Origin of the sequence: Flavobacterium sp. SLB02, from assembly GCF_009664855.1 — a bacterium.
Classification (GTDB): Bacteria; Bacteroidota; Bacteroidia; order Flavobacteriales; family Flavobacteriaceae; genus Flavobacterium.
Genome location: NZ_CP045928.1, coordinates 98,862 through 112,901, shown reverse-complemented (window position 1 = coordinate 112,901; position 14,040 = coordinate 98,862). Strand labels below are relative to the sequence as shown.

At 34.2% G+C, this 14,040-nt stretch carries 6 protein-coding genes; 4 read left to right on the top strand and 2 right to left on the bottom strand.

The window, feature by feature from the left end:
- Positions 1-135 precede the first annotated feature (135 nt).
- The 3 genes from GIY83_RS00530 (at position 136) to GIY83_RS00520 (ending at position 3,026) form a co-directional block, all read left to right on the top strand.
- On the top strand, positions 136-1,398 hold the full coding sequence (locus GIY83_RS00530; protein WP_208684049.1) for a sensor histidine kinase KdpD: 1,263 nt from the start codon (positions 136-138) through the stop codon (positions 1,396-1,398).
- Positions 1,395-2,078, top strand: a complete 684-nt coding sequence (locus GIY83_RS00525; RefSeq protein WP_194617640.1) for a response regulator transcription factor — start codon at positions 1,395-1,397, stop codon at positions 2,076-2,078. The genes GIY83_RS00530 and GIY83_RS00525 overlap by 4 nt, the downstream gene beginning before the upstream one ends.
- A 183-nt stretch (positions 2,079-2,261) precedes the next feature.
- A complete protein-coding gene (locus GIY83_RS00520; protein WP_208684047.1) occupies positions 2,262-3,026 on the top strand; it encodes an MBL fold metallo-hydrolase in 765 nt (254 codons plus the stop codon).
- Between the two features lie 2 nt (positions 3,027-3,028).
- Here GIY83_RS00520 and GIY83_RS00515 read toward each other — a convergent pair whose 3' ends face one another.
- Positions 3,029-5,245: a radical SAM protein gene (locus GIY83_RS00515; protein ID WP_208684045.1), complete on the bottom strand. Its 2,217-nt coding sequence runs from the start codon at positions 5,243-5,245 to the stop codon at positions 3,029-3,031.
- Between the two features lie 124 nt (positions 5,246-5,369).
- On the opposite strand from GIY83_RS00515, the gene GIY83_RS00510 reads away from it, so the two are divergent.
- Entirely contained in the window at positions 5,370-12,599 is a 7,230-nt protein-coding gene (locus tag GIY83_RS00510) for a T9SS type B sorting domain-containing protein (RefSeq protein WP_208684043.1), read from the top strand.
- Positions 12,600-12,653: 54 nt separating this feature from the next.
- On the opposite strand, the gene GIY83_RS00505 is transcribed toward GIY83_RS00510, so the two are convergent.
- On the bottom strand, positions 12,654-14,018 hold the full coding sequence (locus GIY83_RS00505) for a S9 family peptidase (RefSeq protein ID WP_194617636.1): 1,365 nt from the start codon (positions 14,016-14,018) through the stop codon (positions 12,654-12,656).
- Positions 14,019-14,040: the final 22 nt, after the last annotated feature.

Sequence of the window (14,040 nt, the reverse complement as noted above, 5' to 3'; positions counted from 1 at the left end):
CTAATTTTGTTTTACAAAGATAATTCAGACAAATCCTAATCGCTGTTAACCGCTTTCAAATCTTTGTTAATGACTTGTTAATCGGTGTTTTTAAACCTAAATTTGATTAATATTACACTCTAAAATACCGTTTTCTTGAAAATAAATAAACTCAATAGTATTATCCTTCTGGGACTTGTAGCCATTATTAGCATATTGGTCGCACAATTGCTCTGGACAAAAGAGGCTTTTACTTTAGAACAAAAAAAACTAAGCCAGAAAGCCAACATTGCTTTGCTGGAAGTTGCCAGGAAATTATATGAAGGAAAGGATCATGAAGCATCCTGCCAAAACCCTGTTCAAAAAATTTCAAACGATTATTATATTGTAAATATTCAGAACGATTTTGAACCGGATATTTTAGAGTTCTATTTGAGATCAGAGTTTAAAAAAATGAACATTACAACTGATTTTGAATACGCTGTGTACAATTGCCAAAGTGATGAAATGGTTTACGGAAAGTACATCTCGTTTTCTGAAAAAGAAAAAACGAAGAGAACAGTTTCTTTTCCAAAGCATAAAAACTTAGTATATTATTTTGCCATTCGTTTTCCCAACGAAACGACGTATTTGTTCAGTTCGATGCGATTTTGGTTTATACTTTCGATCGCTTTAATCCTGATTTTATTGATTTACGTCTATTCGATTTTTACGCTTTTGCAGCAAAAAAAATACTCTGAACTGCAACGGGATTTTATCAATAATATGACACATGAATTCAAAACACCATTGTCTTCGATATTAATTGCTTCTAAATATCTAAGTGAACAAAACCCGATTAAAGACGATAAAAAATTGCATACGTACACCAATATTATTATCAATCAGAGTCATAAACTGAACAATCATATTGAGAAAATTCTAAACATTGCCAAATCCGATTATGCTCCTTTAGAATTAAAAAAAGAAATGGTTTTAATTGTTCCGATTATTGAGGAAACTATCGAAAATATTCAGTTAAAATATCCTGAAGCTTTTATTACAATCGAAACATTCTCGAATGAATACCAAATAGAAACGGATGTTTTTCATTTCTCTAATTTGGTTTATAATTTATTGGATAATGCTATAAAATACTGCAACGAAAAACCGCAGATCACAATTGGAATTTCAAACGAAAATTCAGTTATAAAAATGGCTTTTAGTGATAACGGAATTGGAATTTCTCCTAAAAACATGTCTTTTGTATTTGATAAATTTTACCGCGCTCAAAACGAAAAAAGCAATGAGGTGAATGGTTTTGGACTTGGTTTGTATTATGTAAAAGAAATTTGCAACTTGCATAATTGGAAAATAAAAGTACAAAATAACCCAACTAACGGCATTACTATAACTTTGTCAATTCCTTATAAAAAATGAAACAATTCAAAATACTTTATACCGAAGACGATGAAACTTTAGCCTTTTTGACCAAAGACAATTTGGAACAAAACAATTATGAAGTAATTCATTGTTGCGACGGGCAATCTGGATTAGAAACCTTTAAAAAAGAAAATTTTGACATTTGTATCTTTGATATCATGATGCCAAAAATGGATGGGTTTGACTTGGCTACAGAGATCAGAAAGTTAAATACTGATATTCCGATTATCTTTCTCTCTGCAAAAACATTAAAAGAAGATCGAATTAAAGGTTTGCGACTGGGCGCAGATGATTATCTGGTAAAGCCTTTTAGCATTGAAGAATTGCTGCTGAAAATTGAAATTTTCCTGAAGCGTTCTCAGAAAAATATTCCGATAGAAAAATCTGTTTATGAAATTGGAAAGTATCAATTTGATACCAACAATTTTATTTTATTTAATGAAAATGAAAAAATCAGCCTTACACAGCGTGAAGCCGAATTATTGAAATTATTTCTGGACAATAAGAATTCGGTTTTAAAAAGAGAACAGATTTTGACTTCGCTTTGGGGCACTGATGATTATTTTATGGGACGGAGCCTGGATGTTTTTATTTCACGACTGCGTAAAATCTTAGTTAATGAAGATGGTATTGCTATAGAAAATCTTCACGGAATTGGGTTTAGGTTTACGGTGTAGTTTAATTTCTAACGAGTTAAAACATTATTTGCTTTATCCGGGCATTGTAAAAATATAATAATTACAAAAACCTTCTTATAAATACATTATCCTGAAAAGTTACATTTTTAATACAAATTAGAAAAAAACTGTAAAATTATTTTTAAAAAACTTTCGTATTTTTAATATCTAATTTTCCTCGATATGAAATTACATCATTTACGCAACGCCACTTTAGTTATTGAAACTGAAACCAATGTTATATTGGTTGATCCAATGTTAGGAAAAAGAAAAACGGTTCCGCCTTTTACAATTTTTCGTTATAAACCTCATAGAAATCCAATTGTTGCTTTACCCAAAAATAGCCGGGATATTTTAAGCAGGGTTACTATTTGCCTTATTACACATTTACATCCTGATCATATTGACAAAGCCGGAGAAGTTTTTCTTCGACGAAAAAGCATTCCGGTAATTTGCAGTACAAAAATTGAAAATGCATTAAGCGCAAGAGGTTTAAACATTCTTCAAACTTTAAATTATTGGGAACCGGAAGAGTTTTTGGGAGGCAAGATTATAGGTATTCCCGCGATTCATGGTTACGGATTTATTGCAAAATTTATGGGGAACGTAATGGGTTTTTATATTGAATTACCTAATCAAAAATCAATTTACATAAGTTCAGACACCGTTTTTACTGAACACGTACAAAAAGTTTTGGTTAAATTTAAACCGGAAATTGCTGTAGTAGCCTGCGGAACAGCAAGATTAGATATTGGTCAGCCTTTATTAATGAGAGTGAACGATATTCTGAAATTTGTTGCCTTGGCGCCTCAATATGTTTTGGCAAATCATTTAGAAGCTTTAAACCATTGCCCAACAAAAAGATCTGAATTGAGATTAGCCTTAGAGCAAAATAATTTATTAGATAAAGTTTCGATTCCGGAAGATGGCGAAATTGTTTCTTACTAAAGCTATAAAACCAGCAAACCAAATTCACGTAATGTATTGATAGGTTTTGAATACCAAAACAATTCGAAATCTTCTAAACTCGTTTCAAAATCAGCTTTTACTTCCTGAAAAGTGTAATTTTTAGCATTTGAAATTGCAATTTTGGCTAAAATTTCGACCAGCCATTTACCTTCTTCTTTATTAGTCTGAATGTTGAAACTTTCTTTTTTATCATGAAAAGTAAAAGTCATCATTTCCCAGGATCTTCCTTTTTTCGATTTTGTAAAATGTTCTGTAAAAGGCTTTCCTCCTAACCAAACGACTTTTGCATTTGGTTTTGTATTAAAATCATTTCCTTCTTCCAACGCATTAAAAATAAAATCGGGATCTATTTTTGTTTTTGGGATTTTAAAATCGAACCAATCCTGCAATTCGTAGTCAAAGCAGATTCCGTGCATGAAATTAAAGAGCGATTTCTTTAATCCAAAACTAAATTTATCATGATTGATTCCTGTAGAATCTGTATAATCGATATCGTTATTGGCGAAAGTTCCAATTGCCTCGGTCTTTTTTGTTACGCCAAATTTCTCCGGATATAATCCAACCGGGCTATGAGCCGTCATGGCAAACTGATGCCAAAATCCGGATTGCAGAATTCCTGCTTCAAACAATTGACGCACCATTTCGAGACTATCCACTGTTTCCTGAATGGTTTGTGTTGGGTATCCGTACATTAAATAGGCATGAACCATGATTCCGGCTTCGGTAAAATTTCGGGTCACTTTTGCGACTTGTTCCACCGTTACACCTTTGTCGATTAATTTTAATAATCGGTCAGACGCTACTTCTAAACCACCGGAAACAGCTATACACCCGGAAGCCTTTAGTAATAAACATAAATCTTTAGAAAAGCTTTTCTCGAATCGAATATTAGTCCACCAGGTTACGGCTAATTTTCGTCGCAAAATTTCCAAAGCCAAAGCACGCATCAAAGCGGGCGGCGCAGCTTCATCAACAAAATGAAATCCGTTTTGACCTGTTTGAAGCATCATATCTTCCATTCGATCACACAACAAATTGGCAGCAACAGGTTCGTAAACTTTGATATAATCTAACGATATGTCACAGAAAGTACATTTCCCCCAGTAGCAACCATGCGCCATGGTGAGCTTATTCCAACGTCCGTCGCTCCACATTCTGTGCATTGGATTTACAATTTCGATTACCGAAATGTATTTATCCAAAGGCAAATCAGAATAATCGGGAGTTCCTACGTAAGCTTGTTTGTAATCGTGCTTTAAGGAATTGTTTTTGTAAACTACTTTTCCGTCTTCTAGGAGAAAAGTTCTCTTGTACCGCTTCTCGTCCCTCGACTCCGTTCGGGATGACAAATTTTCAACAAGTTCTTCTATTGGAACTTCTCCATCATCTAAGGTAATAAAATCGAAAAACTCAAAAACACGTGCATCGGAAAGGGAACGCAATTCGGTATTTGGGAAACCGCCACCCATCGAAATTTTAATTTCGGGATGATGTTGTTTAATCCATTGTGCACATCTGAAAGCACTATATAAATTCCCCGGAAAGGGAACCGAAATCAGAAAAAATGTAGGCTGAATCGTTTCTATTTTAGCTTTTAAAATCGAAATTAAAATCGTGTCTATATAAGTTGGTTGTTGCTGTAAAGCTTCGTACAATTCATCAAACGAATTGGCGCTTCGCCCTAAACGTTCAGCATATCGGCTAAAGCCAAAATTTTCATCGACACATTCGACAATATAATCGGATATATCCTCAAGATATAAAGTGGCTAAATGTTTTGCTTTATCCTGAGTTCCCATTGTCCCAAAAGCCCAATCGAGTTCTTCCAATTGCGCAAAACGAGAAGCTTCCGGCAGAAAATCTTCCTGACAGATTTGCAAGGCTAATGTTGGGTTTTTCCCCTGTAAAAACTGAATGACAGCATCAATAGTTTTGATGTATTCATCCTGTAAAGCAAAAATACGTTTGGAATTATCAGAGGTTTCTTGATTCAATCCTTCAAACCTGAAACCTGAAACTTCAAACAAATCAATCAAACCCGTTTTCGAAAACAATTCTAAAATCACATCAATACCCAAATCAGCCTGAACCGATTCGATATTTTTTGTATTGAGAAATCCTTTTATATACGCTGTCGCCGGATACGGAGTATTCAGTTGTGTAAAAGGAGGGGTAATGACAAAAAGTTTGGTTTTCAAGGCAACATTATTTTTTGCAAAAATACGGGATATTTAGAGACTTTTCAGGAAAAGATTCAACTTGTGATTTTAGTTTCATTTTGTAGATATTTAATTACATTTGCTTCGTAGCTAAATATCCTATATGAAAAAAATTTTACTCTTATTTGTTGTTTTTATCAAATGTAATTGTGTTTTTGCCCAAGAAATTAATCCTAATTCGTCCAATAATTTTTTATTAGAAGATAAAAATGGCCATCTCATTCAAAATTTGGAACAACAAAAACAATTTTTGAAAATTAGGGAAGAAAAGATGAGGGCAGAAATGCTGAATTTAAAAAAAGTAATTTTAAATTCAAAAGATGGAAATTTGACTTCAAAAACAGCCGTTACTCTTCAAGGAGTAGAAATGTGTACTAACGGAGGTTTTGAGCAATATGAAACTATAAACGGAAACAGCTATCTTAAGAATTTTCTTTGCACAATTGGTGATCCTCCCGGACCTACGCAATGCCAATCGATCAGCAATACTGCCGACTCATACATCAATCGCTATAATCCAAATAATATGAACATTATGGCAACCGGTGTTTCTGCCAATTTGGTTGACCCATATATAGGAGACATTAAAGCATTTGATCAATATGCTCTTAAAATTAATTATGAGAACTCCTCCACTTATGGCTCTATTGTTCAGGGCAAAAGGTATAAAACAAATAATGAAAATTATCTAAAATTTAACTACAAAGCGGTATTACAAAGTGTATATGACAATAGTCATACCGATAATCAAGCTTTTGTAAAAGCACGGATTTTAGATAAAAACAAGGCAGTTGTTAGTGAATTTTGTTTGGTAGGAGATGAAAAAAATTGCATTTTCAGCAAGGTTCCAAGCCAAACTTCTGATTTTGTTACTTTATATACTACCAATTGGCAATCAGGATTATTGGACATTTCATCAATTCCTAATAATGAAGAATTTACCGTTGAATTTATGGCTTCAAGATGTGGATTGGGTGGGCATTTCGGGTATATGTATATTGATGATGTTTGTACCCTACATTCCGCAGAAAATCTGCAAGGCTCTATAGAACTAGATCCTTTGTATAAAGTTTGTCCAACTTTGCCGATTTCAGTTTGCGGCAGTTATACGATTCCTAATTCTGGAGGAATTTCTGCCTCAGTAAAAAAAATCACTTTAAATGTTTACAACAGCAATAACGTGTCAGTTTACAGTATCTCAACTACTTCAAGTTTAGACACAACAAATAAAAAATTTTGCTTTACATTAAAAACCAGTGATTTTCCCAATATTACAAATGCTAATTATAATGTAGGCGTACAAATAGATTATGACATTTCTGGAACTTCATGCACAGGAACCACATTTAATTCTGCCATAGATCCAGATGCAAATCCTGGCTGGGATATTTCTTTTTTGAATTGCTCTTCAAGTTGTAACATTAATGTAACGACCGCCAAAATATCTCAATGTGATGCAAACCGTGACGGGAGTGAAAATTTTGATTTGTCTACATTAAATTCTTTAGTGGTTGCTTCTACAGCAGGTTTAAATTTTAGTTATTTCAAAAATTACAACGAGGCAGATTCCAACTTAAATGCTATCAGCAATTTTACAAGTTATCCAAGTTCAAGTGCTTCTATTTTTGTCAGGGTGAGCAGGGATGCGATTTGTTATAAAATAATTTCTGCAAATCTAGAGGTAAGAAATCCCACTGCAAATATTACAGGTATCCTAAATGTTTGTTCCGGAAGCACTGTATTAACTGCTTCTCCAGGAGCTTCTTATTTATGGAGTACTGGTGGAACTACAAAAAGTATTGCGGTAACTTCGTTAGGAGATTATTCTGTTACTGTCACAGATTCTTTTGGATGCACCAGCAATGCAAGTGTTACTATCGAACCAAGCCAAACTGCAGTTTCTCCTATCTTACAGATTACACAACCTTCTTGTTTTGTCTCCACAGGAACAATAAAAATAACCTCGGCGGCATTACAATATAGTTTTGATGATGGTAATACCTGGGGTGCAAGCAACACGAAGAGTAATTTATATCCCGGAACTTATCAAGTAAAAATAAAGACCGTAAATGGATGCACCTCCTATTCTCAAAGTGTAATTATTACAGCTGCTTCTACTTTGTATCCAAATTATACTTATACCAATCCTTTATTTTGCGGAGATACCGGCAGTATTACCATTACAACTCCAGCTGCATACTATAGTTTTGATGATGGTAATACCTGGGGAAATAACTCTACCGCTAACAATCTTTTACCTGCAAATTATAAAATTCGTACCAAAGATTTACAAGGTTGTATTTCGTCAGCAAACAATGTACTTATTAGCAGTAATACGCTAGAAACCCCAACTTATACAACTGTATCACCTGCTTGTACTGCAAAAGGAAGTATTAGCATTGATACTCTTTCGGATTTTTACACTTTTGATGGAGGAACTACGTGGGTTACAAACAATACAATGAGTAATTTAAATGCAGGAAGCTATTCTTTAGGAATTAAAAATGCTTTAGGTTGTACTTCTTTCTATACTTATGCTTATTTAAATAATTACGAAAATTCCTATCCTCAGTATACATCCGAACAACCTGTTTGCGGAACAGATGGCAGTATTACTATTACTACAATAGGAGATTCCTATAGTTTTGATAATGGTACAACGTGGACTAGTAATAATGTTAAAATTTCACCTTTCGGAACCTATCAAATAAAAATAAAAAACAGTGCGGGATGTATCAGCGCTGCTGCTTATGTTTATTTATCTCAGCCTTATTTGAATTCGCCAATTATTACCCAGGAACAGCCAACTTGTGGTGTAAACGGAAAAATCACAGTCAACTCATTATCCGATTTTTATAGCTTTGACAATGGTACAACCTGGACAACTCTTAATTCTAAATCATTACCTCCTGGTATTTATACCGTAATTATAAAAAATAATCTCGGATGTATGTCTTATCCAAATACTATTTATTTAAATAATCCAAATATAGATATACCCGATTATACAGTTGTTCAGCCCACTTGTACATCCTCGGGCAGCATTACAATAAATACAGCTGCTAGTTTCTATAGTTTTGATGGAGGCTACACTTGGGGAACTTCTCCTACCTTATCAAATCTTACTTCTTATGGATATTACAACATTTCAGTAAAAAACAATTTAGGGTGTGTTTCTAACTCTGTAAGTGTATCAATTAACAACGCAAGGCTTCCTGATCCAGATTATACAGTCACCAATCCAAGTTGTGGAAATATTGGCAATATTACATTCAACACAACTGCAGATTATTACAGTATCGATTATGGTACAAACTGGAGTACAAGTAATGTTTTTAATAATTTAAGTCAGGGATCCTACTATTTAATGATAAAAAAAGATAATTGTATATCCAATTACATTTCGATTTATATGGATTCCTCGAAATTAGCACAGCCCAATTTAACTATCGTTCAGCCAGGATGTGGAACAAAGGGCAGTATTAAAATTAATACTACTGCAAGCTTTTATAGTATTGACGGTAACAATTGGGTGACAAATCCTGTTTTTTCGAACCTTTCAGCAGGATATTATTACCCAATGATCAAAAATGCTCAAGGTTGTATTTCTAACTCAAACTCTGTATCACTTCAAGAATTCTATCTTCCAGTTCCCACTTTTAAAACAACACAACCTACTTGTGGAGTTGGCGGAAGCATAACCTTTACTTCAACTGGAGTACAATACAGTATAAATGGAGGTACAACCTGGAGTAGTAATCCTGTATTTACTAACCTAAGTCCAAACTCTTATAATTTATTAGTAAAAAATGCTTCTGGGTGCACATCTTACCCGTACGGTACATACGCTTACCTACAACAGTATTATTTACCTAATCCGGATTTTACATTAATCCAACCAACCTGTGGTATCAACGGAAGTATTACTATTGCAACAGTTGCAAGTTCTTATAGCTTTGATTATGGCAATACTTGGACAACTAACCCCGTTCTTTCAGGACTTAATTCTGGTTATTACAACATCATGATAAAAAATGCAACGGGTTGTAAATCTAATAATTTGTCAATATTCATCAATCCTTATTATCTTCCCGATCCAAATATAAAAGTAGTACAGCCAAGCTGCGGAAATGGAGGAAGTATAACCGTTACAACTCCTGCTGCCAATTATAGTTTTGATGGGGGCAATACCTGGACTACAAATCCAATTTTATTAAATCCTGCGAGTTCGTCTTATAATATCCTTATTAAAAATGCAGCAGGTTGTAAATCAAATGCACAATATGTCTACATAAACAAATATTACCTTTCATCGCCAAATGTATCTACTATTCAACCCACATGCAGTACTCCTACTGGATCTATAATAGTAAATTCTGCTGCAGACCAATATAGTTTTGATAACGGAATAACCTGGACTACAAATCCTGTAAAGAAAAATTTAGCTGGCGGCTCATACACTGTAGTAATAAAAAACACTCTTGGCTGTACGTCTTCAGGCAATTATATCTATATAAATACTCCTCCCTCAATTCCTGCTGCACCCGCTGTAAATATAGTTCAACCTTCTTCCTGTGGTGCCACTGATGGAAGTATAACCATAACAACATCGGCCATAAGTTATAGTTTCAATGATGGAAACAGTTGGACAACAAGTCCTACGAAAATAAATGTAGGCGCTGGTACATATATTATTAAAATCAAAACAAATTCATATAGTTGTGAATCAGCAACCACTGTTGTCAATTTGAGTTCTGGCACTACAATCGCAGCTCCAGATTTTACTACTACTCAGCCAAGTTGCAGCTCATCAAAAGGTTCTATTACTATTACAACAAATGCAGCAACTTATAGCTATGACAACGGATTAACCTACGTTTTTTCTAATACAAAAACAGATCTTTCGCCAGGTGTTTATTTCATAAAGATTAAAAATTTATCGGGTTGCGTTTCAGATGCTGCTCCAGTTACGATTTCACCATTATCAGCGCTTTCAGCTCCTTCCTTTACAGCGACTCAACCCAATTGCACCAATTTTACAGGGTCAATTTCAATTAATACTGCTGCCGATTTTTATAGTTTTGATAACGGAATCACGTTTGGGGCATCCAATACAAAATCTAATCTTTCTGCAGGAACTTACAATTTGATGATTAAATATAATTCGGGTTGTATTTCCCTGGCTGCACCGGTCACTATACAAGCTGCACCTGTAATTCCTGAAGCACCGCAAATGGTAGTCACAAACCCACTGGGCTGTAGTTCTGCCTTAGGCAGCATTATGGTTTCTACGGTTGCAAATCTATATAGTTTTGACGATGGTCTTACATGGGATACCAGCAATACTGCCAATTTATCTCCCGGAAGTTATTTTATCCGAATAAAATACACAAATGGCTGCCAATCGATTGCGTACAAAGCAACCATCAATGTACCGCCAAATGCTCCTTCAACTCCAACCTTAAATGTTACCCAGCCTATTACTTGCAGCAATCCATTTGGCTCGATTTTAATTACAAGTACAGCTGATCAATATAGTTTTGACAATGGTAAAAATTATTCATCCAATCCTAATTCCGGAAATTTAATAGCGGGAACCTATATGGTTCGTGTTAAAAATAGTATTGGCTGCGAGTCTGCTTCATTACCTACAACCATTAATACTCCAACGGATTATCCGAGCAATCCTGCATTTATAATTTCCCAACCAGACTGCAATAATCTTAAAGGTGCTATTACAATTACCGATGCTGCACCAGAATATAGTTTCGATAATGGTGTTAGCTGGACTACAACTGCAATGAAATCAAATCTTGACCCTAAAACCTATTCTATTAAGGTCAAAAATAATAACGGTTGTATTTCAAATGCAACCACAGTTACAATCAATCCTTTTACAAATTTTACTCTAAAGCCTGCTTTAGCCAGCCCCCAAACATTCTGTATTCAACAAAATGCAACGCTAAATTCAATTATTATCACAGGGCAAAGCATAAAATGGTATGACGCATTAACAAAGGGGTCTCTTTTATCCAATACAACTTTGCTTCAAGACACTAAGACTTATTATGCTTCTCAGACTATAAATGGATGTGAAAGTGAAAGAGTTTCTGTGTCCATAAAAATTCAAGATACGCATAGTCCTTCCGGCGATGCAAATCAGACATTTTGTACAGGACAAAATCCAACTTTAGCGAACATTCAAATTACGGGAACGTCAATAAAATGGTATGATGCATTAACCAATGGTTCATTATTAGCAGAAACCGCAAATCTCGAAAATGGAAAAACTTACTACGCTTCTCCAACAGAAAATAATTGTGAAGGTCCTAGATTGGGAGTTACAATTTCATTTACAAACACTCCAGCTGCTCCAACTGCAAATGGAAATCTAGAGTTTTGCAAAAGCGAGAATGCAACATTAAATGACATTCAAATAACAGGACAAAACACAAAATGGTATGATACTAGTTTCTCAACTGGCGTTTTAAGCAATACAACTGTATTAGAAAACAATAAAACGTATTATGTTTCACAAACCATTGGATGCGAAAGTGACAGAACTCCAATTCTAGTTCAGGTTCATGACACTCCTCTACCAATTGGAAATAATAATCAAGAGTTTTGTATCGATGAAATTGCTACAATCGAGAATCTTAATATAGCTGGATTATCTTTAAAATGGTATGACGCTGCAACAAATGGCAACATTTTACCAGAAACCACTTTATTACAAAATGGCATCTATTACGCTACACAAACATTAAACAATTGTGAAAGTAAAAGATTTGCCGTAACAGTAAAAATTCAGGATACTCAAAATCCCATTGCTGACTCACCACAAACATTCTGCGTACAACAAAATGCTTCAATAAAAAGCATCAACATTACAGGGCAGAATATAAAATGGTATCAAAGTACATCTTCGAATACCACGTTGTCTGAATCAGCAGCTCTTGAAAACGGAATCACTTACTATGCCTCACAAACGATAAGGAATTGCGAAAGCGACAGAATTCCAATTACAATAAATATTCTGGAAGCAACTCAAGGAGATTGTATTAATTATGTGGACGAATTACCTTTTCCTAAATTCTTTACGCCAAATAACGATGGTTATAATGATAACTGGACAATAGACTTCGCTTATTTGAAACCTAATACAACAATTCGAATATTTGATCGCTACGGAAAATTCATCAAGGAACTAAATCTTAATACTTCCTGGGACGGAACTTACCTCGGTACAAATGAACCTGCCTCAGATTATTGGTTTACTGTGACAAGATTAAACGGAAAAGAATATAGAGGACATTTTAGCCTTAAACGATAAAAAATAACCGCAAAGTAAATTTTGCGGTTATTTTTTATTGAGAACTTATATATCTTATTTTGTTTGTACTAAAAGCCAATTGGATATTTCTTCTAAAGCTATGGGAGAAAATGTCTGCTCAATGGTATCATATTCCATAGGAGAACCTGTTTTACATTCCTGAAACAAATGATTTAAATCAGGAAGTTCTTTGATTGTAACATTTTTATTCCCTGCCTTAATCAAAGCTTTTTTAATCGCTTCCAGATTAACAGTTGCAGGAACTTGTAAATCTTTGCTGCCATTAAGAGCTAAAACAGGGCATTTGACTTTTGCTAAAGCTATTGCCGGATCAATTCTTAAAAAATTGTACCACCACACATTTGTGATTTGTTCTGTAAATGATTTTGCAGTTTTATCATCAAGTTTTGATTGAGCGTAATTACTTAAATTGATTTTTAACTTTTCATCATTTGCAGCAGAAGCCAAAACAATTTCATAAGCTCCTTTAAAAATTCCCTGTCCTTTGTGAATATCATTTTCAGGAACTCCAAATTGTCTTTCAAGTATTTCTTTTTGTAATAACAACAATTTATCTCCGCGAAGACCCGGCGCGGCTAATAAAACGATAAAGTCAATATCTTTTGAATTTCCTGCAATGATTGGAGCGATTACTCCTCCCTCACTATGACCTATTAATCCTATTTTGCTTTTATTAATTTCTTTTCTGGTTTTTAAATAATCAACTCCAGCCTGAACATCTCTCGTAAAATCGATTGTTGATGCTTTTGTATAATCTCCAGTAGATTCACCCGCACCACGATCATCAAAACGTAAAATAGCTATTCCTTTTTTAGTCAAATAATCAGATAAGACTAAAAATGGTTTATGTCTTAGCATTTCTTCATCTCTATTTTGTTTACCACTTCCGGTAATTAAAATCACAGCTGGAAAATTACCTTCTTTTTTAGGCAAAGACAAAGTTCCGGCTAAAGTCACATGATCTGTTTTATTCACAAATTTCACTTCTTCGGTATAATACGGAAAAGGTTTTTGCGGCTCTTGTGGTCTGGCAAATACTTGTTTTTGAATTTCTTCTTTGGATAAATTCATCTCAAAAGATTGCCCGCCTTGCGTAAAAGTACCTACAATAATATTGTCTTTATTTAATGTGCCGAGATAAGAAATCTGAGCACTTGGTATTTCTAATTTTAAAATTGAATTCTCAAAAGTTGTTTTTTCTAAAGGAATCCCAGTCACTTTCTGATCCGGACTATCCATTGTTGCTTTATAACCATTTTCTGTTTTATTCACATTAAATGATACTCTTAATTGAGTGCCCTGTACTTTTAAAACACCATTCCACTTTCCTGAAATCTCTTGTCCTCTCATTATAAAAGAGCTTAAAACTGTTATTAAAATAAGTATATTTTTTGTCATTTGCTTTGATTGATTGTGTAAG